This is a genomic window from Amycolatopsis sp. lyj-108, from assembly GCF_046549005.1.
Classification (GTDB): Bacteria; Actinomycetota; Actinomycetes; order Mycobacteriales; family Pseudonocardiaceae; genus Amycolatopsis.
The window spans coordinates 1-25,528 of sequence record NZ_JAJPWQ010000018.1 but is presented as its reverse complement, the minus strand read 5'-3'; the positions used below and the strand labels follow the sequence as shown (position 1 = coordinate 25,528).

The 25,528-nt window shown below is 69.5% G+C and carries 24 protein-coding genes and 1 rRNA gene; 5 read left to right on the top strand and 20 right to left on the bottom strand.

Annotated elements, in window-relative coordinates; translation table 11 throughout:
* Positions 1–43: 43 nt before the first annotated feature.
* On the top strand, positions 44–877 hold the full coding sequence (locus ACLJO0_RS42165; protein WP_410585513.1) for a class I SAM-dependent methyltransferase: 834 nt from the start codon (positions 44–46) through the stop codon (positions 875–877).
* Between the two features lie 60 nt (positions 878–937).
* On the opposite strand, the gene ACLJO0_RS42160 is transcribed toward ACLJO0_RS42165, so the two are convergent.
* From ACLJO0_RS42160 to xerD, 7 genes are all read right to left on the bottom strand, one after another.
* Positions 938–2,806, bottom strand: a complete 1,869-nt coding sequence (locus ACLJO0_RS42160) for a Xaa-Pro dipeptidyl-peptidase (RefSeq protein WP_410585577.1) — start codon at positions 2,804–2,806, stop codon at positions 938–940.
* Positions 2,807–2,899: 93 nt separating this feature from the next.
* Positions 2,900–3,652, bottom strand: a complete 753-nt coding sequence (locus tag ACLJO0_RS42155) for a pseudouridine synthase (protein WP_125786284.1) — start codon at positions 3,650–3,652, stop codon at positions 2,900–2,902.
* Positions 3,642–4,394, bottom strand: coding sequence for an SMC-Scp complex subunit ScpB (gene scpB, locus ACLJO0_RS42150; RefSeq protein ID WP_410585512.1), 753 nt, complete (start codon positions 4,392–4,394; stop codon positions 3,642–3,644). The genes ACLJO0_RS42155 and scpB overlap by 11 nt, the downstream gene beginning before the upstream one ends.
* Positions 4,391–5,326: a segregation and condensation protein A gene (locus ACLJO0_RS42145; RefSeq protein WP_199746680.1), complete on the bottom strand. Its 936-nt coding sequence runs from the start codon at positions 5,324–5,326 to the stop codon at positions 4,391–4,393. The genes scpB and ACLJO0_RS42145 overlap by 4 nt, the downstream gene beginning before the upstream one ends.
* Positions 5,326–5,751, bottom strand: coding sequence for a cobyrinic acid a,c-diamide synthase (locus tag ACLJO0_RS42140; protein WP_125797217.1), 426 nt, complete (start codon positions 5,749–5,751; stop codon positions 5,326–5,328). Before ACLJO0_RS42140 ends, ACLJO0_RS42145 begins: the two co-directional genes overlap by 1 nt.
* Entirely contained in the window at positions 5,748–6,764 is a 1,017-nt protein-coding gene (locus tag ACLJO0_RS42135; protein ID WP_125786281.1) for a ParA family protein, read from the bottom strand. The genes ACLJO0_RS42140 and ACLJO0_RS42135 overlap by 4 nt, the downstream gene beginning before the upstream one ends.
* A gap of 92 nt (positions 6,765–6,856) precedes the next feature.
* A complete protein-coding gene (xerD, locus tag ACLJO0_RS42130) occupies positions 6,857–7,759 on the bottom strand; it encodes a site-specific tyrosine recombinase XerD (protein WP_410585576.1) in 903 nt (300 codons plus the stop codon).
* 118 nt (positions 7,760–7,877) lie between these two features.
* Between xerD and ACLJO0_RS42125 the strand changes: the two genes are divergently transcribed.
* Positions 7,878–8,363, top strand: a complete 486-nt coding sequence (locus ACLJO0_RS42125) for a DUF1707 domain-containing protein (protein ID WP_125797216.1) — start codon at positions 7,878–7,880, stop codon at positions 8,361–8,363.
* Between the two features lie 105 nt (positions 8,364–8,468).
* Here the strand turns inward: ACLJO0_RS42125 and ACLJO0_RS42120 are convergent, their stop codons facing one another.
* Both ACLJO0_RS42120 and ACLJO0_RS42115 read right to left on the bottom strand, forming a co-directional pair.
* Entirely contained in the window at positions 8,469–9,095 is a 627-nt protein-coding gene (locus ACLJO0_RS42120; protein WP_410585511.1) for an NUDIX domain-containing protein, read from the bottom strand.
* On the bottom strand, positions 9,092–10,795 hold the full coding sequence (locus ACLJO0_RS42115) for a CTP synthase (RefSeq protein WP_125786278.1): 1,704 nt from the start codon (positions 10,793–10,795) through the stop codon (positions 9,092–9,094). The genes ACLJO0_RS42120 and ACLJO0_RS42115 overlap by 4 nt, the downstream gene beginning before the upstream one ends.
* 88 nt (positions 10,796–10,883) lie before the next feature.
* Between ACLJO0_RS42115 and aroA the strand changes: the two genes are divergently transcribed.
* Positions 10,884–12,170: a 3-phosphoshikimate 1-carboxyvinyltransferase gene (aroA, locus tag ACLJO0_RS42110; RefSeq protein ID WP_410585510.1), complete on the top strand. Its 1,287-nt coding sequence runs from the start codon at positions 10,884–10,886 to the stop codon at positions 12,168–12,170.
* Here the strand turns inward: aroA and ACLJO0_RS42105 are convergent.
* Positions 12,167–13,102, bottom strand: a complete 936-nt coding sequence (locus ACLJO0_RS42105) for a phosphotransferase (protein ID WP_410585509.1) — start codon at positions 13,100–13,102, stop codon at positions 12,167–12,169. The two genes, aroA and ACLJO0_RS42105, sit on opposite strands and share 4 nt — an antisense overlap.
* Positions 13,103–13,125: 23 nt before the next feature.
* Positions 13,126–13,803, bottom strand: coding sequence for a GntR family transcriptional regulator (locus ACLJO0_RS42100; protein WP_410585508.1), 678 nt, complete (start codon positions 13,801–13,803; stop codon positions 13,126–13,128).
* 149 nt (positions 13,804–13,952) lie between these two features.
* Here ACLJO0_RS42100 and ACLJO0_RS42095 point away from each other — a divergent pair, with 149 nt between their 5' ends.
* Together ACLJO0_RS42095 and ACLJO0_RS42090 are read left to right on the top strand one after the other, a co-directional pair.
* Positions 13,953–15,395, top strand: coding sequence for an NCS1 family nucleobase:cation symporter-1 (locus ACLJO0_RS42095; RefSeq protein ID WP_410585507.1), 1,443 nt, complete (start codon positions 13,953–13,955; stop codon positions 15,393–15,395).
* Positions 15,395–16,114 (top strand): aspartate/glutamate racemase family protein, encoded by a 720-nt coding sequence (locus ACLJO0_RS42090; RefSeq protein WP_410585506.1) that lies wholly within the window; start codon positions 15,395–15,397, stop codon positions 16,112–16,114. Before ACLJO0_RS42095 ends, ACLJO0_RS42090 begins: the two co-directional genes overlap by 1 nt.
* 46 nt (positions 16,115–16,160) lie before the next feature.
* On the opposite strand, the gene ACLJO0_RS42085 is transcribed toward ACLJO0_RS42090, so the two are convergent.
* The 9 genes from ACLJO0_RS42085 to rrf all read right to left on the bottom strand — a co-directional run bounded on the left by ACLJO0_RS42085 (position 16,161) and on the right by rrf (position 25,522).
* Complete coding sequence (locus tag ACLJO0_RS42085; RefSeq protein WP_125797209.1) at positions 16,161–17,108, bottom strand: copper transporter; 948 nt, start codon at positions 17,106–17,108, stop codon at positions 16,161–16,163.
* Positions 17,105–18,289 (bottom strand): putative cytokinetic ring protein SteA, encoded by a 1,185-nt coding sequence (gene steA, locus ACLJO0_RS42080; RefSeq protein WP_125786271.1) that lies wholly within the window; start codon positions 18,287–18,289, stop codon positions 17,105–17,107. The genes ACLJO0_RS42085 and steA overlap by 4 nt, the downstream gene beginning before the upstream one ends.
* A gap of 103 nt (positions 18,290–18,392) precedes the next feature.
* Positions 18,393–20,240, bottom strand: coding sequence for a DNA repair protein RecN (gene recN / locus ACLJO0_RS42075; protein ID WP_125786270.1), 1,848 nt, complete (start codon positions 20,238–20,240; stop codon positions 18,393–18,395).
* 53 nt (positions 20,241–20,293) lie between these two features.
* On the bottom strand, positions 20,294–21,205 hold the full coding sequence (locus ACLJO0_RS42070; protein ID WP_125797207.1) for an NAD kinase: 912 nt from the start codon (positions 21,203–21,205) through the stop codon (positions 20,294–20,296).
* Positions 21,202–22,017, bottom strand: a complete 816-nt coding sequence (locus ACLJO0_RS42065) for a TlyA family RNA methyltransferase (protein ID WP_410585505.1) — start codon at positions 22,015–22,017, stop codon at positions 21,202–21,204. The genes ACLJO0_RS42070 and ACLJO0_RS42065 overlap by 4 nt, the downstream gene beginning before the upstream one ends.
* A gap of 4 nt (positions 22,018–22,021) precedes the next feature.
* The gene (locus ACLJO0_RS42060; RefSeq protein WP_410585575.1) at positions 22,022–22,243 is read right to left on the bottom strand and encodes a hypothetical protein; all 222 of its coding nucleotides are present in this window, start codon (positions 22,241–22,243) and stop codon (positions 22,022–22,024) included.
* A gap of 43 nt (positions 22,244–22,286) precedes the next feature.
* Complete coding sequence (locus ACLJO0_RS42055; RefSeq protein WP_410585504.1) at positions 22,287–23,276, bottom strand: HAD-IIA family hydrolase; 990 nt, start codon at positions 23,274–23,276, stop codon at positions 22,287–22,289.
* Positions 23,269–25,242, bottom strand: coding sequence for a hypothetical protein (locus ACLJO0_RS42050; protein WP_410585503.1), 1,974 nt, complete (start codon positions 25,240–25,242; stop codon positions 23,269–23,271). The genes ACLJO0_RS42055 and ACLJO0_RS42050 overlap by 8 nt, the downstream gene beginning before the upstream one ends.
* 163 nt (positions 25,243–25,405) lie before the next feature.
* Positions 25,406–25,522, bottom strand: a 5S ribosomal RNA gene (rrf, locus tag ACLJO0_RS42045).
* Between the last annotated feature and the right edge of the window lie 6 nt (positions 25,523–25,528).

Sequence of the window (25,528 nt, the reverse complement as noted above, 5' to 3'; positions counted from 1 at the left end):
CCACTAGAGTTCGACTCTAGTAACGACGACGATGAGGTGTCCCATGGTGGCGATCGCCAACCCGCAGCAGGCCGAAGCGTGGAACGGCTGGGAGGGAAGGCTCTGGGCGGATCACCCGGAGCGCTACAACGGAATGATGGAAGCCTTCGACGCGCCGCTTTTCGCCGCCGCGAACATCGAAGACGGTCACGCGGTCCTGGACGTGGGCTGCGGCGCCGGACTCACCACCCGGCTGGCCGCGAGAAAGGCCGGCAGCGGGCGCGCGCTGGGGATCGACATTTCGGCGCCGCTGGTGGAGCGGGCCCGCTTGGACGCGGCGGCCGATAACCTCACCAATGTCGAGTTCGTCCAGGGAGACGCGCAGGTACACCCGTTCGAAGGGCCTGGCTTCGACGTCATCATGAGCAGGGGTGGCGTGATGTTCTTCGCCGATCTGGTCGCGGCGTTCGGTCACCTCCGCGGCGCGCTCGCGCCCGGCGGCCGGCTGGCCTTCCTGGGGCCGCGGTCAGGCGACGTCGACAGCGCCTACGCCCGGGCGACCGCGGCGCTCGCCCCCTACCTTCGCGAGCCATCGCCCGCCGCCCGCGGGATGGGTTCCCTGCTGGCCCCCGAACGGATCACCGAAGTGCTCACGGCGGCGGGTTTCCGCGACATCGAGATCAGCCCGGTGGACGCGGACATGGGCTTCGGCGCGGACGCTTCCGACGCGACCGACTTCGTCTTCTCGATGGCCCCGATCCAGCACAACCTGCGGACCGTGGACGCGGACTCGATCACCGGCCTCCGCGACCGGGTACGGGACGCGCTCGGCGAGTTCGAGACACCGCACGGGGTACGAATCCCAGGCGGGGTCTGGATCGTCACCGCCGGACGTTGACGCCATGAAAGGTCCTTTCCTTGCGAAATTTGCAAGGAAAGGACCTTTCATAGCATCAGGTCAGCCGCGCTCAAGCCCCGAAACGGTCGCGGGCGCGATCTGCGCCGGAGCCGCCGGAAGCGGAGCCGGCACCGCCGACGGTCCCGCACCCGAGACGGGCAGAGCCAGCGAAGTCTTGCCGAGGTCCACAGTGATCTTCGGGTACTGCGAAGGACCCGAGATGAACGAACCATCCGTCCCGCCGATGATCAGCGCCAGCTGATGTCCTTGCGGGACAACATGATCCGTACTCGCCAGCCGGAACGTCATCGTGTACGGCTGCCCCGGCGTCAGCGGCGATTCCTGGCTCAGCGATTGGTGGTTGGCCAGGTCGGCCCAGCCACGGCTGATGATGTTCAGCCCGACCGAGACCGCGTCGGTGCTCGTGTTCAGGTAACAGGCGTCATTGCCGGAAGCGCTCGCGCCCCAGCACGACTGCGTCAGCTCGTTCTTGATGCCTTCCTTCGGCCCGGTGTAGTTCCGGATCGTCGCCGGGCCGTAATCCACGAGGATCGCCGAAAGCCGCGCTGTGGACGTCGACGGCGTCGCGGTCACGGTCACCTTCGCCGTCCCGGACACGTGCAGATCCTTCGCCAGCGCGCCGGTGCTGAACAGCAGGCGTCCGTTCGAGGTCTCCGTCGGACGTGCGGCCCAGCTGTTCGAGAACTGACCGGAGGAGTCCGTGAACGACGCCGTACCCGTCCCCGCGGTGGTGCCGAGCGTGCCGACGCCCGGGGTGCCGCCTGCCGCGGGACGCAGGGTGACCGCACTGCCCGCGGGCCACGCCGCCTGGTCCACCCAGACGTCCGGCTCGCGTTCCACGCTCGCGCCCGGGGTCTTCTCGATGCCGTTGTCCACGCCGAGCAGGTAGTGGTCGAACCACTTGTGCAGGGTGTCGACCCACGCCGACCGCCGGTAGTCGAACGGGTCGACGTGACCGGCCTGCGTCAGCCAGATCTTGCGCTCGACGTTCAGCGCTTCCCACCACTGCCCGAAGTTGATCGTCTTGACGTTGAGGTCGCCCAGCCCATGCGAAGCGAGCACGCTGGCTTTCACCTTCGACGCGCTCTGCACGTGGTCACGGTCGAGCCAGAACGCGTTGTAGTCGCCGTTCGCCGTCGCGCCCGCGGTGAGCTTTTGGTTCGCCGCGCTGCAGTTCTGCCCGCCGTTGCGGCGGGACACGGTCTGCGCCAATCCCGCCGGGCTGCCCTGGCGCAGGTTCGCGCCATCCGAGCGGTAGTAGTCGTACCAGGAGCTGATGGCACCGATCGGCACGATGGTCTTGAGCCCGTCGACACCGGTCGCGGCGACGCCGTTGGCGACCGTGCCGTCGTAGGACTTCCCGATCATGCCGACGGCGCCCGTCGACCAGGTCGCGTTCGTCCTGGCCGGTCCGGTCGCCGTCGTGTAACCGTTCGCGCGCCCGTTCAGCCAGTCGACGACCTTGCGCGCCGAGTTGACGTCCGAGGGCCCGCCGATGTCGGTGCAGCCGCGGGATTTGTTGGTACCGGCCAGATCCACCAGCACCACGGCATAGCCACGCGGGACGAAGAAGTTGTCGTAGTAGAGCGGGAACCCGACCGGCCTGCCCGCCGAATCGTAGGTCTTGAGCTCGCTCTCGTTGCCCCGCCCGCAGCACGAGTAGTACGGGCTGGCGTCCATGATGACCGGGACCTTCTTGCCCTGCGCCGCCGGTTCCTTCGGGCGGATGATGTCGGCGGCGACCCGGTCGGAACGGCCGTCGCCGTCCCCGTCGAGGCCGATGTCCACCCAGGCCGTCTCGCGGACGGCCTGGGCGAAGTCGTAGACCGGTTCGCTGCCCCGCGGTTTCGCCGCGGCCTGCGGCGCCGCGACCACGGCCGCGGCGACCGCCAAGATCCCTGCCAGCACAACTGTTTTCACGGTTGAGCCCTTCCCCGTCGGCTGAAAGCCCGTCAGGGAGAGCTAAACGCGATGATCACCTGTGCAGTAGAGCGGAAAGTCTTACAGATCGACCGCGCGGTAGAGCGAACCGACCTCGCCGCGGTTCAGGCGCCGGATCGAGCCCGACCGCTGGGCACCGAGCTGGACGTCGCCGAGCGCGGTCCGGACCAGTTTGCGCACGGGGTGCCCGGTGGCCGCCATCAGCCGCCGCACGATGTGCTTGCGCCCCTCGTGGATGACCAGTTCGATCTGGGTGCGACCGGCCAACATGTCCTTGACCCGGAACTGGTCGACCTTGACGATGCCGTCCGGCAGTTCGAAACCGGCCCGCAGTTCCTTGCCGAGGCCGCGCGGGACGATGCCCTCGACCTCGGCGAAGTAGGTCTTGAGCACCTGGTACGACGGGTGCATCAACCGGTGGCCGAGGTCGCCGTCGTTGGTGAGCAGCAGAAGGCCTTCGGTGTTCTCGTCGAGCCTGCCGACGTGCACGATGCCGGGCGTCTCCTCGTACCGGCCGCGCAGGTAGTCGCCGACGCACGGGCGGCCGCGGTCGTCGCTCATCGTGCTGTGCACGCCCTTGGGCTTGTTCAGCAGGAGGTAGACGAGGTCCTCGCGGACCTGGACGCGGGTGCCGTCGACGTGGATCACGGAGTTGTCCGGATCGACCCGGCGGCCGAGTTCGGTGACCACCTTGCCGTCCACGCTCACGCGACCGCGCACGATCAGGTCCTCGGCGGCGCGCCGCGAGGCGACGCCGGCCTGCGAAAGGACCTTCTGCAGCCGAATGCCGTCGGGATGCGGGTCAGATGTCATCGATGGTGTCCACTTCGGGTAGCAACGGAGCGATGGGCGGAAGGTCGGCCAAGGACGAGAGGCCCAGTCGCTCCAGGAACAGCTCGGTCGTCACGTACAGCGTGCCTGTGGTTTCGGGGTCGGTCCCCATCTCCTCGATCAGGCCGCGTGCCAGCAGCGTCCTGATCACCCCGTCCACGTTCACCCCTCGGACGGCGGCGACCCTGGCCCTGGTCACCGGCTGCCGATAGGCGATCACGGCGAGGCTCTCCAGTGCGGCTCGCGTCAGCTTGGAACGCTGGCCGTCGAGCAGAAGCTTCTCCACGAACGGGGCATAGACGTCCCTAGTGTAGAACCGCCACCCTTCGCCGACTCGGCGCAGGTCGATTCCGCTGGTCCGCTCGGTGAACTTCTGCGCCATCGTGCGCAGCGCCACGGTGACCCGCGACACGGATTGCCCGACGGTGTCGGCGAGCGATTCCTCGTTGATCGGCGAGTCGACGACCAGGAGCAACGCCTCCAGGGCCGCTTCGAGCGCCTCGTCGGAGGTGAGGTCGGGATAGTCGCCGTCACCCGCCGCCACGAGCCCCTCGTCGGCAGGCGGCTCCGCTTCGACGGCGGAGGCCTCGGCCTCGGCGGCAGGGGCCTCGGCCTCCGGCGGGCTGAAAGCGTCCTTCGCCTCGTCGGACTCGGTGATGGGAGCTTTCGGCCCATCACCGGTCTCGGGGGTTTCTTCAGTCTTCTGGGTCTCTTCGGGGCTCACCCGTACTCCTCGTCCTCCGCGGCGGCGAGGTCCTGTTCGGCCGCCACCGACGCCTGCGCCACGGACCCGCCGGTCCAGCGCACGTGCAGTTCGGCGAGTGCCTCCAGCTGCTCGAACTGGACCGTGGCCTCCCGGTACAGCTCCAGCAGCGCGAGGAACCGCGCCACGATCTCGACGGTGTGTTCGCAGTCCTCGACCAGCTCGCTGAAGGTCGCTTCGCCTCGTTCCGCGAGCTTGAGCCGCAGCAGCGCGGCGTGTTCGCGCACCGAGACCCGGCCCATGTGGATATGTGCGATCGACACCGTCGGCGGCGGCTTCGGTTTGAAGACCGCGACGGCGATCTCGGCGAACTTCGCCGGGTCCACGCCGAGCATCACCTCGGGCAGCAGCCCCATGAACCGGTCTTCCAGCGCGACCGACCGCGGATACCGCCGCAGCGCACCGGCCTCCAGCTCACCGAACAGCGCCGCGACCTGCTTGTACGCCCGGTACTGCAGCACGCGCGCGAACAGCAGGTCCCGCGCTTCGAGCAGGGCGAGGTCGTCTTCGCTCTCCACCTCGGCGGCGGGCAGCAGGCGTGCCGCCTTGAGGTCGAGCAGAGTCGCCGCGATGACCAGGAACTCGGTCGTCTCGTCGAGGTTCCACTCCGTGCCGAGCGCGCGGGTGTAGGCGATGAAATCGTCCGTGACCTGGTGCAACGCGACTTCGGTGACGTCGAGCTGGTGCTGCGAGATCAGCTGGAGCAGCAGATCGAAGGGGCCCTGGAAATTCGACAGGTTCACCTTGAACTTGGACGTGCTCAGCTCTTCACTGGCCAGTCCTTCTGGGACCATCCCGCCGTGCACGGTCTCGTGCACGGCGGGGGTCTCGTCTGCCTCTGTCCGCTCGACCGGCTCTGAGCCGCTGGGAGCAGCCGCGGCCGGGTCGTCCATCAGCTCTCGGTCTCTTTCCCGTCCTCGCTGCCCGCCCGCAAGCGCTGGACGAGCACCGACTCCTCGCCCGCCGCGTCGAAGTCGGCCAACAGGACGGCCACCGCCTCGCGGACCAGTCTGCCGCGGTCGAGCACGAGCCCGTGCTTCGCCCGCAAGTTCAGCCTGGCCTGCTCCATCGCCAGCAGTTCGTCGCCGGAGACGTAGACGGTGATCTTCGCGTCGTGCTTGGTCCGCCCGGAACCGCTTCGCGCGGCACGGGACAGCTGTTCCTTGTGCGCGGGCCCCGTCTCGTTCCCGGATCCGTTCCCGTTGCCGTTCCCCGTCGAGGGGGCGGGCTGTTCGGGCGCGGGCGGGAGATCGAGGGCGGGGCTGGAGGTGATCCTGAAAAGTTCGGACGCTCCGGGCAGGGAAGCTCGCCTGCTCACCGGGCGATCACCTCGCGTGCCAGCGCGCGATAGGCGGCAGCGCCTGCTGATTTGGGGGCCCACGTCGTGATCGGCTCGCCCGCGACGGTCGTCTCGGGGAACCGCACGGTGCGGTTGATCACCGTGTCGAACACGATGTCGCCGAATGCCTCCACCACTCTCGCCATGACCTCCTTCGAGTGCAGGGTTCTCGGGTCGTACATGGTGGCGAGAATCCCGGTGATGTCCAGTTTGGGGTTGAGGCGTTCCTGCACCTTCTCGATGGTGTCGATCAGGAGCGCTACGCCTCGCAGACTGAAGAACTCGCACTCCAGCGGGATGATCACACCGTCCGCGGCGGTCAGTGCGTTCACCGTCAGCAGGCCTAGCGAGGGCTGGCAGTCGACAAGAACATAGTCGTAGTCGTTCATGACCGGACGAAGGACCCGTAACAACGTGTGTTCGCGCCCTACCTCTGCGACCAACTGGACCTCGGCCGCGGACAGGTCGATGTTGCTCGGCAGCAGGTCGACGCCGTCCACCCGGGTCTTCCGGATGGTGTCGGTGATGCTGACCGAGCGCTCCATGATGACGTTGTAGACCGTCTGGTCGAGCTCGTGCGGCTGAATGCCGAGACCGACCGAGAGCGCGCCCTGCGGATCGAAGTCGACCAGCAGTACCCGGCGGCCGCATTCGGCGAGCGCCGCACCCAGGTTGATGGTCGAGGTGGTCTTGCCGACGCCGCCCTTCTGGTTGCACATGGCCATCACGAGTGCGGGGCCGTGCCGTTCCAGCGGCGGCGGATCGGGGATCTCGCGGTACGGACGGCCGGTGGGGCCGATACCTTCCCTCTCGAGTTCTTGCTGTTTGGTTTCTTTGGCGCGCTTGGCCTTGCGGCCGCGGGAAGAGATCGTGTCCTCCGACGGTTCGTCGCCGTCGTGTTCGGCGGGGGTTGCGATGGTCACCTGGCTGAGGCTCGCCGCGGCCGAACCGGCGGACGCGGACGGCTTCGCCGGCTCGTTCGGTGTCGACATAACGCGAAAGCTCCTCTTCGGCAGGATCCTCGGCAGCCTATGCGCGATTCACGAGTCGAGCCAACGAGGCACGCCGGGACCGACCGGGTCGTTTAGCCGAGCGCGCGGGGATGTGCTGTCGCGTAAACCTCGCGGAGCGTGTTCACCGTGACCAGCGTGTACACCTGCGTGGTCGTCACCGAGGCGTGGCCGAGCAGTTCCTGCACGACGCGGACGTCGGCGCCGCCTTCGAGCAGATGCGTGGCGAAGGAATGGCGCAACGTGTGCGGGGAAACGCCCGCCGTGATTCCCGCGGATTCCGCGGTGTCCTTGAGAACCTGCCACGCGCTCTGCCGGGAAAGCCTGGAGCCGCGGGCGTTCAGGAACATCGCCGGTGTCCCCCTGCCGTGGGTGGCGAGTGCCGGCCGCGCGCGGACGAGGTACGCGTGCACCGCTTCCAGCGCCGGACGGCCGATCGGCACGATGCGCTGTTTGCCGCCCTTCCCGTCGAGCAGCACGGTGCGTTCGGCGTCGTCGATGTCGTCGACGTCGAGCCCGACGGCCTCGGAGATCCGCGCGCCGGTGGAGTAGAGCAGTTCCAGCAGCGCCCGGTCCCGCAGCGGCCGCATCCCCTCGGGCGGCGGGGTTTCGAGCAGCTTCAGCACGGCGTCCACCGGCAGCGCCTTGGGCAGCCGTTTGGCCGCGGCGGGCGGGCGGACCTCGCGGGCCGGGTCGTTCTCGGTGATGCCGTCGGCGTGCGCGAACTTGTGCAGCCCCCGCACGGCGACCAGTGCGCGAGCGGCTGAGGACGCGGCGAGCGGCTGATGCTCTTCGTCGCCTTCGCGCAGCGCCGCGCCGAACGAGGTGATGTGCGCCGAGGTGACGTCGGTGAAACGTTCGACGTCGGCGCCGTGGAGGTACGCGGTGTACCGGCGCAGGTCACGGGAGTAGCTGTCGAGGGTGTTCCTCGCGGTTCCGCGTTCGACCACCAGATGGTCGAGGTATGCGGCGACCACCTGGGCGACTCCGATACCACCGGCCTGTGACACACGGACACTCTAGAACCACGACGACCCGTTCGGGGGTTCGCCGCGCGTACCGCGTCGCGGGTGTGAAACGGGCTACCTTGGGAGCATGTCCCAGCAACCGGACCCGGACGAGATGCGCGCCGGCACCGCCGAGCGCGAGGAGGCGGCGCGGCTGCTCGCCGACCACTACAGCCAGGGCAGGATCACGCCCGACGAGTACGAGGGCCGGGTCCTCGCCGCGTACGAGGCCGTGACGCTCGGCGAACTCCGGCCACTGTTCCAGGACCTGCCCGCCCCGCATCCGACGTACCTGGCGCCGCGGTTCGACCCGCCGCCGTTCGTGCCCGTGTACCAGCAGCCTGCCGCGGTCATGCCGTACTCACCGAAGTCGAAGATCGCCGCCGGAGTGCTGCAGCTCGTGCTGCCGTTCGGGACCGGGCGCTTCTACACCGGGCATGTCGGGCTCGCTTTGGGGCAGCTGGCGGTCGTGGTGGTCACCTGCGGCATCGGGGTGGTCTGGCCGATGGTCGACGGGATCGTGCTGCTGGCGAACGGCGGCACCGACGCTCAAGGCCGCCGCCTCCGGGACTGAGCACGGCACGTCACCGGCCCTCTGACTCCTCTCCCGGATGCTATGAAAGGTCCTTTCCTTGCAAATTTTGCAAGGAAAGGACCTTTCATAGCACGCGCAGGAGGATCAGTGACCGCGCGAAGCGAACTTCGTCGGCCGATCTTCCCAAGGCGCGTCCGCGGGCCGCGCCGAAGCCGCCCCCGAAAGCACCGCGTGCGCGGCGAGCACGCCACCGACGGTCGACCCGTTCACCAGCTCACCGGCCAGCGCCATCCGGACCGCTTCGTCGAGCGGGAACTTCCGCACGACGAGGTCCGCCTCCTCGTCGCCGAGGACCTCCCTGTCCACTTCGGACAGTCCACGGGCGAGGTAGACGCGGACGACCTCGTCCGTGAAGCCGGGCGACGCCGCGACGTCGACCAGGGTCTCCCAGCGTTCGGCGCTGAGCCCGACCTCCTCGACCAGTTCCCGTTCGGCCGCGCCGACGGGGTCCTCCCCCGCCTTGTCGATCAGCCCGGCGGGCAGTTCCCACAGCCGTCGCCCGATCGGGTGCCGGTACTGGTGGATCAGCGTGACCGCGCCGTCGTCGTCCAGCGCGACGACGGCGACCGCGCCGAGGTGCTCGACGACCTCACGGCGGGCGGTGCCACCGCCGGGCATCACCACCTCGTCGACCCGCAGCCCGACGACTCGTCCGATGTGGACGTCCCTTGTGGACGCGACGGTGAACTCGTGCTTGCCGGGTTCGGTCACCGGGCCACCGTCTGCGGGGCCTCGGGCAGCTCGACCGGCAGCCGCTCGGCGACCTTGCGGTCCACGACGGCCTTCACGAACGCGCTGAACAGCGGGTGCGGGCGGGTCGGGCGGCTCTTGAGCTCCGGGTGCGCCTGGGTTCCGACGAAGAACGGGTGCTTGTCGGCGGGCAGCTCCACGAACTCGACCAGGTGGTCGTCGGGCGAGGTGCCCGAGAACACCAGACCGGCCTCGGAAAGGCGCTTGCGGTAGGCGTTGTTGACCTCGTAACGGTGGCGGTGCCGCTCGGAGACCTCGGTGCTGCCGTACGCCTTCGCGACCTGCGAACCCGGCTTGAGCTTGGCGACGTAGGCGCCGAGCCGCATCGTGCCGCCCATGTCGCGCTCGCCTGCGACGACGTCGCGCTGGTCGGCCATCGTGGAGATGACCGGGTTCGCACCCTCGTCGTCGAATTCGGCCGAGTTCGCGTCCTTGATCCCGGCCAGGTTCCGTGCCGCGTCGATCACCATGCACTGCAGGCCGAGGCACAGGCCCAGCAGCGGCAGTCCCTGGGTGCGGGCGTAGGCGATGGCGCCGACCTTGCCCTCGATGCCGCGGATGCCGAATCCGCCGGGGATCAGCACACCGTCCACATCGGACAGCGCGGCCGCGGCACCGGCCGGGGTCTCGCAGGAGTCCGAGGGGACCCAGGCGATCTGGACCTTGGCGCGGTGGGCGAATCCGCCCGCCCGCAGCGCTTCGGTCACCGACAGGTACGCATCCGGCAGGTCGATGTACTTGCCGACGACCGCGACCCGCACCGTCTCCGACGGGTTGTGCACCCGGTCGAGCAGGTCGCCCCACACGGTCCAGTCGACGTCGCGGAACGGCAGCCCGAGACGGCGCACCACGTAGGCGTCGAGCGCCTCACGGTGCAGCACCTTCGGGATGTCGTAGATCGACGGCGCGTCGGGGCAGGCGATGACGGCCTCGGTGTCGACGTCGCACATCAGGCCGATCTTGCGCTTGAGATCCTCCGGCAGCTCGCGGTCGGCGCGGCAGACGAGCGCGTCGGGCTGGATACCGATGTTGCGCAGCGCGGCGACCGAGTGCTGGGTCGGCTTGGTCTTCAGCTCGCCCGACGGGGCGAGGTACGGGACCAGCGAGACGTGGAGGAAGAAGCACTGGTCACGGCCGACGTCGTGGCGGACCTGACGGCAGGCCTCCAGGAACGGCAGCGACTCGATGTCGCCGACGGTGCCGCCGACCTCGGTGATCACGACGTCCGGGCTGTTCCCGTCCTCGTCGGCGCCCGCCGCGGCGGTGATCCTCGCCTTGATCTCGTCGGTGATGTGCGGAATGACCTGCACGGTGTCGCCGAGGTACTCACCGCGGCGCTCCTTGGCGATGACCTCGGAGTACACCTGCCCGGTGGTGACGTTCGCCTTGCCGTCGAGAGCCCGGTCGAGAAAACGCTCGTAGTGCCCGATGTCCAGATCGGTCTCGGCGCCGTCGTCGGTGACGAACACCTCACCGTGCTGGAACGGGTTCATCGTGCCTGGATCGACGTTGAGGTACGGATCCAGCTTCTGCATCGTGACCCGGAGCCCACGTGCGGTAAGGAGCTGACCCAGGCTGGAAGCCGTGAGTCCCTTACCCAGAGAGGAGGCAACGCCTCCGGTGACAAAGACATACTTGGTAGCCCGCGACTGAAGTCCCACGGGCTTCCACCTTATCGCACGCCCGCCGGAGCGCTCACCGGCCACGCCGCAAGCGTCCGATGGAGTGGAAAACCGCTACCCTCGCGGCGTGACAGACGCGCACGACACCTGGACCGCACCGGTCGCGGAAGGCCCGCTCGACGCGGACATCCGCGTCCCCGGCTCGAAGTCGATCACCAACCGGGCCTACGTCCTCGCCGCGCTCGCCAGCGCGCCGACGCGGGTGCGGACCCCGCTCGACTCCCGGGACGCGCGGCTGATGCTCGGCGCCCTCTACACGCTCGGCGCGCACTCGCAGGGCAGCATCGGCGGCTATCTCGTGCACCCGCTCGGCCCCGGCCGTGTCCATCCCGAAGAGACCGTCCGGGTGGAACTCGGCAACGCGGGCACGGTCGCCAGGTTCACGCCCGCGCTCGCCGCGCTGGGCACCGGCCCGGCGCTGTTCGACGGCGACGAGGCGATCCGCCGCCGTCCCATCGGGCCGCTGTTGAAGGCGTTGCGCGGCCTCGGTGCCCGCATCGACGACGACCGCCGCGACGCGCCGCCGTTCACCGTCCACGGCGAAGGCGGCCTGCGTGGCGGCAAGGTCGACCTGGATTCGTCGGCGTCGAGCCAGTTCCTGTCCGCGCTGCTGCTCGCGGGGCCGTCGTTCCAGCAGGGTGTCACCGTGCGCCTGGTCGGCGGAGAGGTGCCGAGCGAACCGCATATCGCGATGACCGTCGAAATGCTCCGCCGCTTCGGGGCCACTGTGGAGCGCGAGGGCGACGAGTTCCACGTCGCGCCGACAAGGCTTTCCTGCCCCGAGTACATCGTCGAGCCGGATCTCTCGACGGCCGCCCCGTTCGTCGCCGCTGCGGTCGCGACCGGCGGCACGGTGCGGATCGCGGGCTGGCCGCAGCGGACGACCCAGCCGGGCGACTGGCTGCGCAGCCTGATGCCCGTCCTGGGCGCCACCGCCGAACTCGACGCGGGCGGCCTGACGGTCACCGCAAGCGGCACGATCCCCGGCGTCGAACTGGACTTGCACGATGTCGGCGAACTGACACCGGTCATCGCGGCGCTCCTGTGCTTCGCCGAGGGACCGTCGGTCATCTCCGGGGTGGCGCATCTGCGCGGCCACGAGACCGACCGGCTGACCGCGCTCGCCACCGAACTGTCGTCGCTCGGCGCCGACGTCCGCGAGACCGAGGACGGGCTGCGGATCACGCCGGCGCCGCTGCACGGCGGGAAGTTCCGCACCTACGACGACCACCGGCTGGTGATGGCGGCCGCGGTGCTCGGCCTGAAGGTCGAAGGCGTCGAGGTGGAGAATCCGGGGACGGTCGGGAAGACCTTCCCCGGATTCGGCGAAGCCTGGACCTCGATGCTCGGCTAGGCGAGCCCTCCCGCGAACGGGGTTTCCCGCCACTGGTCGATCATCGACTTGAGGCCGTCGACGAGCATGGGCAGGTCGGGCGCCATCGCCAGGCACGCGATCACCTGAAGCAGGCCCACCGCTTCGAAGGTCCGCAGCAAGCCTTCGTCGACCTCGCGCAGCCCGAGTTCCCTAGCGGCGGCGTTGTAGGCATCGATGCCTTCGGGGCCGTTGAAGGCGAGGTCACGTTCGATCGGGCCGCGGTTGACGAGCTCGAAGTCGGAGTAGAGCTCGCCTTCGGTGGTGACGATCAGGTTGTAGCCCGGCGCGTCACCGTGGACCGGCTGGACGGTGGCCCCAGGGAACGCCTCGGCGAAGGCCTCCTCCGAGGCCAGCAGCGGCCGGAAGACCTCCCATTCGCGGCGGGCGCGGTCGAGATCGGCCGGGGCGAGCAGCTCCGGCCTGCCTTCGAGCTGGGCGAGGCCGTCGGGGATGAACGGGTCGAGACCGTTCAGGAACGCCAGGTCGCCGGGATAGTCGCGGAGCGCGGCGTGCAGCTTCGCGACGAGCTCGGCCGAGCGCTCTGCGGTGAGGTTCGCGTCCTCGACGGACTCGATGAGCTCCCAGAAGGTCATCGAGAAACCGTCGCGCTGCACGGGCTCCGCCGGGACCAGCGGGCTCGGCTTGACGACCGGGAGCCCCTTCTCGGCGAGCCAGGCGGCGACGGCGAGTTCACGCCGCTGGTCGGTCAGTTGCGTCTCCAGTGTGGTCGTGCGCGGCAGCACGGTCGGCACGCGCACGACGACGGGCGACGGCGACAGCCGCACGATGACGGAGAAAACGTCGTACAGGACCTCGGGTTCGGTGACCGTCAGTCCGAGGTCGCGGCCCGCGGAAACCGCGGCGGCCACCGCCCGCGCGGTGCGGGCGGCCCGTTGTTCGTCGGTGATCATGCCGCGAGTCTGACATCTCCGGTTCACCCGGCGGAGCGTTCTCCGTCATCTTCGGGGAACAACGCCTTCAGCGTGACCGCCCGGTTCACCCGCACATGTTCGACTGCGTGCGACCGCGCCAAGTCGGCGTCGCCTGAAGCGATCGCGTCGTAGAGGCGGCGGTGCTCGTCGAGCAGTTCGCCCCAGTGCTCGTTCTGGCTGGTGAGCCAGCGCAGCCTGCCCTCGAGCGGGCGGAGGATCTCGTGCAGGAGCCCGTTGCCCGCCAGCGCGACGATCTGGTCGTGGAAGCGGGTGTTGAGCAGGGTGATCCGGGCCGCATCGCCGCTTTCGGTCGCGCGGGCGGCGTCCGTGAGCAGCCGTTCGAGTGCGCGGAGTTCCGCTTTGCCCGCCCGTTCGGCGGCCAGCCCGGCGGCGAGCCCTTCGAGTGCTTCACGGACGTCGAACAGCTCCTCGACGTCGGCCCTGGCCAGCTGGCGCACGACGATGCGCCGCGGCGACTGGACGGTGAGGAACCCTTCGGCCTCCAGGCTGCGGATGGCCTCGCGCACCGGGACCCGCGAGACGCCGAGGCCCTCGGCGAGTTCCCGTTCGACCAGCCTGTCCCCCGGCTTCAGCCGTCCGTCGAGGATCCGTTCGCGCAGCTCGTCCCGGACCCGTTGCCGGGTCGCGGCCAGCGGCTGACGCGGTCCTTCCTCGGCCACCCGACCCCCTCGTTCAACACTGCCGTAACAGCTCGTAACCCGAGTTTATCGGCAGGAACCTTGACGGCGGGCCACCGCGGGGTGATATTTGGGATGCCAAATTTTGGGATACCAAATCGACCGGACGTCCCGTCGATCGGAGGCCCCGCATGACCGCCGCCCCAGCAACCCGGTCCGAAGCGCCTACCACCGAGAACGCCGATCCCCGGCTCTGGAACGAAGATCTCGCCCCGGCGAAAGAACGCCGCTGGAAGGTCTACGACATCTTCGCGCTGTGGATGTCGGACGTGCACAACCTCGGCAACTACACCTTCGCGGCGGGCCTGTTCGTCCTCGGGCTCTCGGCGTGGCAGGTGTTCACCGCGCTGCTGACCGGGTTCGTGCTCATCTACTTCGGCATGAACCTGATGGGCCGGATCGGCCAGAAGACCGGCGTCCCCTTCCCCGTGGTCGCCCGCATCAGTTTCGGCACCTTCGGCGCGAACCTGCCCGCGCTGATCCGCGCCATCATCGCCATCTTTTGGTACGGCATCCAGACCTACCTCGCGTCCGTGGCCATCACGCTGCTGGTGCTCGCGATCGATCCCGGGCTCAAACCGTTGACAGAGGTGGGTTTCCTCGGCCTGCACGCACTCGGCTGGATCTGCTTCATCGCGTTGTGGCTCGCGCAGGCGCTGGTGCTCACCCGCGGGATGGAGGCCGTGCGCAAGTTCCAGGACTGGTGCGGTCCCGGCATCTGGGTCGTGATGATCGCGCTCGCGGTGTGGATCCTGGCCGCCGCCGACTGGAACATCTCCTTGACCAGTAACCCGAAGGCACTGTCCACAGGGGAGCAAGTACGGCAGTGGTTCGGCGCGGTCGGCCTGATCCTGTCCATCTACGGCACCCTGATGCTCAACTTCTGCGACTTCTCCCGGTTCTCCCCGAACCAGAAAACGGTGCGGCGCGGGAACTTCTGGGGTCTGCCGATCAACTCGACGGCGTTCGCGCTGCTGTCGGTGCTGGTGACCGCGGGCAGCCTCCAAGTGTTCGGCGAGGCCATCACCGACCCCGCCGAACTGCTCGCCCGCATCGACAACACACCCGTGCTGATCATCGGCGCGCTGACCTTCGCGATCGCCACCATGGGCGTGAACATCGTCGCGAACTTCGTCTCCCCCGCCTACGACCTGGCCAACATCTGGCCGAAACGGATCACCTTCACCATCGGCGGGATGATCAGCGCGGTCGCCGCGTTGTGCGTGCTGCCGTGGAAGCTGTACTCCTCCCCCGCGGTGGTCAACTACTTCCTCGGCGGCCTCGGGGCGTTCCTCGGCCCGCTGTTCGGCATCATGATCGTGGATTACTACCTGGTGAAACGCGGCCGGATCGACGTGGACAAGCTGTTCGTGGCCGGACCGGATTCGCCGTACCATTACAAACGCGGGTTCAACCCGCGGGCGATGGTCACCTTCCTGCCCACGGCGGCGTTGTCCGCGATCATCGCCCTCGTGCCGTTCTTCGCCTCCGCCGCGCCGTATTCGTGGTTCATCGGCACCGCTTCCGCGGCGGCGCTGTACTTCGCCGTGTCGCGGAAACAGCGGGTCGCGTGATGCGGATCCTGGTCACCAACTGCAACACCACCGAGGCGATGACCAAGGAGATCGAGGCGGGCGCGCGCGCCGCGGCGAGCGCCGGCACCGAAATCCTGGCCAGAACACCGTTGTGGGGACCGGAATCCGCGGAAGGCTGGCTGGACAGCTTCCTGAGCGCCGCGGCCGTCCTCGACCTTCTCAACGGGCTGGACGAGCCGTTCGACGCGCTCGTGCTGGCCGGTTTCGGCGAGCACGGGCGGGAAGGCGCGCGGGAACTGCTGGACGTCCCGGTCGTCGACATCACCGAAGCGGCCGCGCATCTGGCCTGTCTGCTGGGAAGACGCTATGGCGTGGTGACCACATTGGACCGGACGTGCGGACTCATCGAAGACAGCCTGCACACCGCGGGGGTCGCGCAGAACTGCGTCGGCGTCCTCGGTGCCGGGCTCGGCGTGCTCGAACTGACCCACGAACGCCGGACGGAATCCGCGCTGCTGACCGCCGGACGGCGCGCCCGCGACGCGGGTGCGGAAGTCCTCGTCCTAGGCTGTGCCGGGATGACGGGCCTCGATCGCCGGATTTCGGCGATGCTCGACATCCCGGTGATCGACGGCGTCGCCGCCGCCGTCCGCCTCGCCGAATCCCTGGTGGCGCTGAACCTCAAGACCAGCCGGGCAGGCTCCTACGCCCGCCCGCTCCCGAAAACCCGCCTCTGGCCCACGCAATTCGGCACCTGATTGCGATGTCTCACGATCGCAACCAGGTGCCGAATTGCGAAGGGAGCTAGTTGCCGGCGGCGGCGATACCGGGTGCGGGAGCCTGGGCGTTACCCGCGATACCGTAGCGCCCCGCGCCGCCTTCGAGCTGCTCGCGCAGCGCCATGATCGTGGTGACCCGGCCGGCGGCGGTCTCCGCGTTGTCCACAGTGGACAGGATGGAGGTCGACGAGGTGTCGGCGCGGACGACGCCGATCGCGCCGGTGCCGTCCGCGGACCCCGCGTCGCCCGCCAGGACGGTGCCCGCGCCGGAACGGTCGAGCTGCGCGGCGAACCGCGCGACGGTCGAGGCACGGTCACCGGCGCCGTCCCCGGTGTACTTGGAGCCGGTGAGCACGATCGCGAGCTGCGCCGGCTTCACCTCCCCGCCGGTCTTGAGGAAACCGCCGTCGGTCAGCCCGCCGAGCGCGGCCGCCAGCTCCACCGGAGTGGACTGCGGCTGCGCGTTGTCCTTGTTCAGCAGCGCCACCGAGCCGAGCAGAGCACCGGCGAGGGTGCCGGGGTCGCCCGCGGTCGGGAACTGCACACCGGCGGGCTGCAACCGCGAGACGACGTCACGCAGCTGATCCGACCGCATCGGGTCGGAGAACGCCTCGGTCAGCTGGATCTCGCCGGTGACGGCGGCACCCGCCTGCCCGATGAGTTGCTTGAGCGCGTCGCGGTCCGCGGGCTTCGCGTCCTCAGTGGTCACCAGCACCACCGAACGCTTGTCGAGCTGCCCGGCGACGACCTTCGGCCCCATCGCACCGGCGAACGCGTCCGCGTCACCGAGCCTCGCGTTCAGCGAGTTGCGCTGCGCCTCCAGATCCGCGACCTGGGAACCCAGGTCCTCCTTCTGCCCGGCCAGCCCGGCCAGCAGCGAACCGTTCAGCGCCGTGGATCCGAGCACCACCCCGATGGCGAGCGCCAGGAAGCAGGCGGCGATGGAAACGATGTGGTACCGCAGTGAAATCACGTGAAAAGTCCCTTGCCCCAGGCGATGAACGAGTTCCAGGTGTCGCGGATCCAGTCGAGGTAGACCGAACCCACGTCGGACACCAGCAGCGCGGCCGCGACGGCCACCAGGGCCGCCAGCACCAACAGGACGATGGCGCCGATGGACACCCGGCTGCGGTGCAGGGTCGCGACCGCCTTGCCGTCGACCAGCTTCGTGCCGAGTTTGAGCCTGGTGAGGAACGTGGACGGATTCGACCCGGACCGGCCGTGGTCGAGGAATTCCCGCAGCGTCGCCTGGAAGCCGACGGTGACCACGAGACTCGCCTCGTGCGCGTCGGCCAGCAGCAGCGCGAGGTCCTCGGCGTTACCCGTCGCGGGGAAGGTGACGGCGCCGATCCCGAGGTCCTGGATGCGCTCGACACCCGGCGCGTGCCCGTCCGGCTGCGCCGGCACGACGACCTCGCCACCGCTGCGCAGCGTCTCGGCACCGATTCCGTGCGGGTCGCCGACGATGACGTCCGGCTGATATCCCTGCGCGCGCAGGGTGTCGGCCCCGGCGTCGACACCGATCAGCACCGGACGGTGCTCGGAGATGTACTTCTTCAGTTTCTTGAGGTCTTCGGCATGCCCGTTGCCACCCGCGACCACGAGGGCGTGCCGGTCCTTGAGCGGAACCCGGATCTCCGGGACGCCGACACCGTCGAGGATGAGACTGCGTTCCCGGCGGAGGAATTCGATCGTGTTCGCGGAGAACGCCTCCAGCTGGGTGGACATCCCGGCCTTGGCCTCGATCATCTGGTCCGCGACGCTCTCGCGCGTCTGCTGGACCCCCGATCCGAGCTGCCGCTCACCGATGTAGACGACGCCCTCGTGCAGGCGGAGTTTCGTGCCGTCCTTCACCTTGCGCAACAGTTCGCCGCCGACCGAATCGACCAGCGGGATCCCGGCCTCGAGCAGGATCTCCGGGCCCAGGTTCGGGAATCGGCCGGAGATCGACGGCGAGGCGTTCACCACCGCCGCGACTTCGGCCTCCACCAAGGCATCCGCCGTCGACCGGTCGAGATCGAGCTGGTCGAGGACGACGATGTCGCCAGGGCTCAGCCGGCGGAGCAGCTCACGCGTACGCCTGTCGACCCTGGCGACGCCGGTGATCCCGGGGAGGGTCTCTTGGTTACGCGAGAGCAAGCCGGTGAGCTTCATGCGACCGATAGTGACAAATCCGCGCGGCCTTCCGTGTCCGCCACGCCGATGGAAACACGCCGATTAACCCACACCGGATCGGGCTACCCGGTCGTGACAGGCACTACTTCGCTTTCTTTCGCTTTCCGCCACGACGGGCCTTGGGCTTGTCCGGCGCGCTCTTGTCGGCCTCGGCGACGGCGAGCAATTCCTCCGCGTGCGCCCGGCCGGTCTCGGTGCTTTCCATTCCGGCGAGCATGCGGGCGAGTTCGACGACGCGCTCCGATTGTTCGAGCACGCGCACGCCACTGCGGGTCACCCCGCCGCTGGTCCCCTTGTCCACCACCAGATGCTGATCGGCGAACGCGGCCACCTGCGGCAGGTGCGTGACCACCAGGACCTGGTGACTGCGCGCCAGCCGCGCGAGCCGCCTGCCGATCTCGACCGCGGCCCGGCCGCCGACCCCGGCGTCGACCTCGTCGAACACGAGCGTCTGCACGGTGTCCGCATGCGCGAGGACGACCTCGATCGCCAGCATCACGCGGGAAAGCTCACCGCCGGAAGCGGCCTTGTGCACCGGAAGCGGCGGTGCGCCGTTGTGCGCGCGCAGCAGCAACTCGACGTCGTCGACCCCGTCGGGGCCGGCGTGCACCAGCCTGCCTTCGACCTTCACCGCGTGCGGATCGCTTTCGTCCACGGTGCGCCGCTCGACGGTGATCTCGATCTCGGCCTGTCCCATGGCGAGCCCGGACATCTCGGCGGTGATGGCCTCGGCCAGTTCGGCGGCGGCTTCGACGCGCGCCTCCGACAGGGTCAGTGCGTGTTCCGCCAGCGTGACGGCGAGTTCGTCGCGGCGCTTGGCCAGTTCGGCCAGCGCTTCCTCGGAGGTGTCCATCGTGGACATCCGGCGGCGGGCGTCGTCGGCCCAGGCGAGCACGCCGTCCACGTCGGCCGCGTATTTGCGCGTGAGCCGCTTCAGATCGGCCTGGCGCGCTAGCACCTTCTCCAGCAACGCCGGGTCGGCGTCGAGCGTTTCGAGGTAACTGCCCAGCTCGGTGCCCACTTCGGACAGCAGCACCGAAGCTTCGTCCAGGCGGGGCCCGAGTTCCCGCAGCACGGCGTCCTCGGAACCGTTCAGGTGGCGGGTCGCCTCCCCGATCAGCCCCAGCGCGCCGGGCGCGTCCGGATCCCCGTCCGCCGAACCGGCGACGGCGGCGTGCGCCGCACTGGCCGACGCCCGCAGCTCGTCGACCGCGGCGAGCCGCTTGATCTGTTCGGTGAGTTCGGTGTCCTCGCCCGGTTCGGGCGCGACGGCGTCGATCTCGGTGAGCCCGTGCCGCAACAGGTCCGCCTGCTGGGCCATCTCACGGGACCGGGTGGACCGCTCGGTCAGTTCGGCGACGACGGCGAGCCATTCGTCCCGCACCGCGCGATAGCGCTCGAGCGGTGCGGTGACGGCTTCACCGGCGAACCGGTCGATCACCGCGCGCTGCTCGGCGGGCCGCAGCAGCCGCAGCTGATCGTTCTGCCCGTGGACCGCGATCAGCTGCTCGGACAGATCAGCCAGCACACCGACCGGCACCGAACGGCCGCCGAGGTGGGCGCGGGACCGGCCGTCGACCGAGACCGCGCGCAGCGCGATGACGCTGCCGTCCTCGTCGACCTCCGCCCCGGCGTCGGTGACGATCCGGGTGGCGCCCTCCGCGCCGCCCAACTCGAATCGGCCTTCCACGAAGGCCTTCAGCATTCCCGTCCGCACCTTGGACACTTCGGCTCGGCCGCCGGAGAGCAGGTGCAACCCGCTGACGACCATGGTCTTGCCCGCACCCGTCTCACCGGTGACGACGGTGAAGCCCGCGTGCAGTTCCAGCAGGGCGTCCTCGATGACTCCGAGGCCCTGGATGCGCATCTCGGCCAGCACGACGCCCACCGTAGCGGCCCACCCCGACCATTCCCGCACCCGGCACGTCATGAAAGGGTCGTTCAAGACGTTTTTTGTCCTGAACGACCCTTTCCTGACATCCGTCAGCGGGCGTGTCGTTCCCGCCAGCCCTTGATCGGCAACGAGAACTTGTGCACCAGCCGGTCGGTGAACGGGCCTTCCCACAACCGGATCAGCCGCACCGGCACCCGGCCGCAGGTGACCCGTACGGCCGCGCCGGCGGGAAGATCGAAGGTCCGCGATCCGTCGCAGGTCAGGACGGCGGGTGAGCCGTCCGGATCGATGGCGACGGTGATCTCCGAATCGCGCGAGACGACCAGCGGCCGGGAGAACATCGCGTGCGCGTTGCTCGGGACCACCAGCAGGGCCTGGACGTCCGGCCAGATGATCGGCCCGCCCGCGGAGAACGCGTACGCCGTCGAGCCGGTCGGTGTGGCACAGAGGACGCCGTCGCAGCCGAAGGACGACACGGGCCTTCCGTCGACCTCGATGAGCGCGTCCAGGACGCGCTCACGCGAGCTCTTCTCGACACTGGCTTCGTTGAGCGCCCACGTGTTGACGGTCTCCTCACCGTCGACGGTCACGACGACGTCGACGGTCATCCGCTCTTCGACCTGGTAGTCACCGTCGACGGCGCGCTGGACGGTGTCGGCGAGCTTGTCGGAATCGGCCTCGGCAAGGAAGCCGACGCGGCCGAGGTTCACCCCCAGCACCGGAACGCCGTTCGGCCTGGCCAGTTCCGCGGCCCGCAACAGCGTGCCGTCGCCGCCGAGCACGAACACCAGCTCGGTCCCGGCGGCCGGATCCTGTTCCGGCGCCATGACCGTGCAGGGCCCGCCGATCCCGCCGTCCGCCTCCAGCATCTCCTTCACGTCCTCGTCGAGCACCCGCAGCCGCACACCGGCCTTGGCGAAACGGGCCGACACCTCACGTGCCGCGTCCCGGGTCGCGTCCCGGTCCGGGTGCACGACGAGCAGCACCTCGCGATCGCTCATTGGGGTCCCTCCAGGACTGCGGTGCGGACGAGCCGCTCGGCATCGGTGCCGACGGTCTCCCCCGCCCCGCGGGTAAGCCAGACGAAGTATTCGACGTTCCCGGACGGCCCGGGAAGCGGGCTCGCCACGACGCCGCGCAGACGCAGGTCCAGCTTCTCGGCCTCGGCGAGCACGCCGAGCACGGATTCGACCCGGAGCTCCGGGTCACGGACGACGCCGCCACTGCCGAGCCGGTCCTTGCCCACTTCGAACTGCGGTTTCACCATCGGCACCAGATCGGCGCCGTCCCGCGCGCACGCGGCCAGCGCGGGCAGCACGAGTTTGAGCGAGATGAACGAAAGGTCCCCGACCACGAGGTCGACCTGCCCGCCGAGATCTTCCGGCGTCAGGTTGCGGACGTTCGTCTTGTCGAGCACGACCACGCGGTCGTCGGTGCGCAGCCGCCAGTCCAGCAGGCCGCGGCCCACGTCGGCGGCGATCACCGTGGCGGCGCCGTTGCGCAGCAGGACATCGGTGAAGCCACCGGTCGAAGCGCCCGCGTCGAGGCAGCGCTTTCCTTCGGTGGAAAGGCCTTGCGGGGTGAAGGCTTCGAGCGCGCCGAGTAGTTTGTGCGCGCCGCGGGAGGCCCAGCCGGGGTCGTCGCTGTCGCGCACCACGATCGGCGCGCCGGATTCGACCCCTGTCGCGGGTTTGGTGGCCACCATCCCGCGCACGCTGACCTTGCCATCGGCGATCAGCGCGGACGCCTGCTCCCGGGAACGGGCGAGACCCCGCCGGACGAGCTCCGCGTCCAGGCGGGCGCGTTTGGGCACGCGGTCAGACCTTGTCGATGGTGGACAGCGCCACCGTCAGCTCGGTGTGCACGGCTTCGAAGCGGTCGACGTGCTCCGAGAGCGGAAGCGCGGCGAGGTCGTCGAGACCCGCCACGGCTTCGTCGATCCCGGCTCGGGGATCCGTGTCCTGCTGCTCGAACTGGTCAACCTGGACCGCCGGGGGTCCAGGCACCGGCGGAGGGCCTGGTACCGGCGGTCGCGGCACGGGGTGGAAGTGGTCTTGCACCCCACCAAGTTAGCAGCGCTGGTCAGGCGAGGCGCAGCTCGCCGAGCGCGGCGCGGGCGGTGTCGCCCACACCACGGACCTCGGTGATCCCCGACTCCCAGGCCGCCGCGCACAATGCGCGCAACAGGTCGAGGGAGTCGCCTTCACCGTCGGCTTCGAGCACGTCACCCTGTGCGGTGACACGCCAGCCGTCCTTGGGTCCGATTTCGAGCAGCTCCGCGCGGCTGCTCAACCCGGACAGATCCCACGAGAGATAACGGGGACGCTCCTCGGGCCTGGCCTTGATCAAGGACGCCGCGTCGGCGACGCCGGTCAGGACGCAGAGCGCGTCGATCCCGGCCGCGACCGCGCCCTCGATGTCGGTGTCCAGCCGGTCGCCGACGACGAGCGCCCGCTCCGCGCCCGCGTCCCGCGCCGCCGTGGTGAACAGCAGCGGCGCCGGCTTGCCGGCCACCAGCGGTTCGACGCCGGTGGCGGTGCGCAACGCGGCCACCATCGACCCGTTGCCCGGCAGCAGCCCGCGTTCGGTCGGCAGGGTGGCGTCGACGTTGGTCGCCACCCACAGCGCGCCCGCTCGGATGGCGAGGCACGCCTCCGCGAGCGCGGCCCAGGTGTTCTCCGGGGAATGCCCCTGGACGACGGCGGCCACGTCCGGACCGGCTTCCCGGACCGTCCGCAGCCCGGCCGTTTCGATCTGGGCGGCCAGTGAGTCCGTGCCCACGACGAGCACCACGGAGCCCTGAGGCAGCCGCTCACCCAGCAGGGTGGCGGCGGCCTGAGAGCTCGTGTGGACTTCCTCGGGGGTGGCCGGGAGTCCAAGTGCCTCCAGGTGTGCGGAGACCTCCGCGGGCGCCTTGGAGGCGTTGTTGGTCACCCACCGGACGGCGGTGCCGTGGTCCCGAAGCGCCCGGAGTGCTTCCGGTGCGCCCGGGACCACGATGCCGCCGTGGTAAACCGTGCCGTCGAGGTCGAACAGGACCGCGTCGTACCCGGCCGACAGAGCGTCAGCCATTCGTGAGCTCCGCGGCGCGCTCGGCGGCGTCGGTCTCGTCCTCCTCGTCGGCCTCTGCCGCGTTCAGGAACCAGCGGATCGCCTCGTCCTTGCGGTCGGCGGCGGCGAGGTTGTCGGCGTAGGCGTAGAACAGCCGGGCGCTCCACGGGTCGCGCTTCTCCGCCTTGAGGTCGTCGCCCTGGAGGGAGACGACGGCGGCGTCCAGCTGGCCGAGGTCACGCCGGGCGCCGGCGGCGACGATCGCGAGTTCGATCTGGGTCGCCTTGGCCAGGCGCTCCTTGTCGACCTCCTTCGCGAGGTCGAGTGCCCGCTCCGGACGGCCGATGGCGCGCTCCGCGTCGGCGATGATCGCGATGTGTTCGTCGGTCCGGGTCATCCGGCGGACGGCCCGCAGCTCGGACAGTGCCTCGGACCAGTTGCCCGCGTGGTAGGCGACCAGGCCGAGCGCCTCACGGACGATCGGGACCCGCGACGCCTTGGCCTTCGCGTACTTGGCGTGCTCCATCGCGGCTTCGGGGTCTTCGTCGACGAGGCCACCGGCCGCGACGAGGTGCTTGCCGACGGTTTCCGCGAGTGCCTTGGGCAGCGTGCGGAGTTCCCGGCGGACCTCCTCGTCGAGATCCGAGAACTCGATGCCTTCCGGCAGCTCCGGAGCCGCGAGCAACTCACGCGCCAAGGTCTCGTCGTCGACCGGCTTGTCCTCGGTGCGAGGCGACGAACGGAAGTCCTTCCGTCCTTCGGAACGGTCACGCTGGGGACGGTCGTCGCGCTTGCGGTCGAAGCCGCCGCGCTTGTCGTCGTAGCGCTTCTCCGGCCGGTCGGACGAACGACTGACAGGACGGTCACCGGACGGCCGGTAGGCACCGCGCTTGTCGTCGCCACGCTTGTCGCGGTCGCCGAAGCTCTTGCGCTCGTAGCCACCACTGCTGGGACGGCGGTCGCTCGAGGACGGACCACGACGGTCGCCGCCGCTGTAGCCACCGGAACGGGACCCACCGCGGTCGTCGCGGTAGGACGGACGCCGATCGTCGCCGCGCTTGTCGTCACTCCGTTTGTCGTCACCGCGGTTGTCGCGGTCACCGTAGGACTTGCCCTGGGGGCGTCCTTCGTAACGGCTGCCGGACGGGCGGTCGTCGGAACGGCCGCGGTTGTCCGAGCCGTAACCGGAACGAGCCGGGCGGCTGTCGGAGCGCTTCTCGTACCGGTTCTCGGAACGGCTGTCGGAGCGATTGTCCGAACGGCTGTCGTAGCGACGCTCGGGACGGCTGTCGGACGAGCGGTGACCGCCGCGGTCGCCACCCCGGTTGTCGGACCGGTAGCCCCCGCGGTTGTCACCGCCGCGACTGTCATTGCCACGGTTGTCGCCGCCGCGGTATCCACCGCGATCGCCGCCACGGTTGTCCCGGCTGTCGCGGTTGTCGGACCGGTAACCACCGCGGTCACCGCCGCGACTGTCGCCACCCCGGTTGTCGGAGCGGTAGCCGCCACGGCTGTCGCCGCCACGATTGTCCGAACGGAAACCGCCGCGGTCGGCGCCCTTGTTGTCACGGCTGTCGCGCCGGTCGTCGGAGCGGTAACCGCCACGACGGTCGTTGTCGCGGCCACCCGACCGGTCGCCGGCACCGGGGCCACGACGGTCGTCGCTGCTGTTGTTGTAGCGCGGGCGGTTCTCGTCACGCCCCTGGCCTGCGAACCGGCTGCCACCGGGGCGCTGGTCACGGGGACCGTCGCCACTGCGCGCGGGCTTGCCGGGATAGCTGCCGCCGGTACCGCGTGCGCCGCGGTCGTCACGACGCGGGCGACCTTGGTAGCCACCATCGCGGCCGCCCCGGTCCTGCCCGCCGCCGGCGGAACCGCGCCGGTCACCTCGCTGCGCGTCAGACCGGCCTCCGCGGGGACTGTCGTCCCGGCGACCCGACCGGCCGGACGCGCCATCATCTGAGTCACGTCGACCGAACTCGGACACCTGGCCTCCTGCCACTATTGAAAAGTTTCGACACTTGCGCCCACCCGTCAGGTGGGCCAACGGACCATTCTAGTCGGTCCATGGACATGAAAAGAGACAGGGCCCTGACCCGGGGAGAACCTGTGGGGTTCTCAACCCTGGTCAGGACCCTGTCCTGAAGTTAGTCCGGCGGTGTCCTACTCTCCCACAACCCTTCGGTTGCAGTACCATCGGCGCTGTCAGGCTTAGCTTCCGGGTTCGGAATGGGACCGGGCGTTTCCCTGACGCTATAACCACCGAAACACTA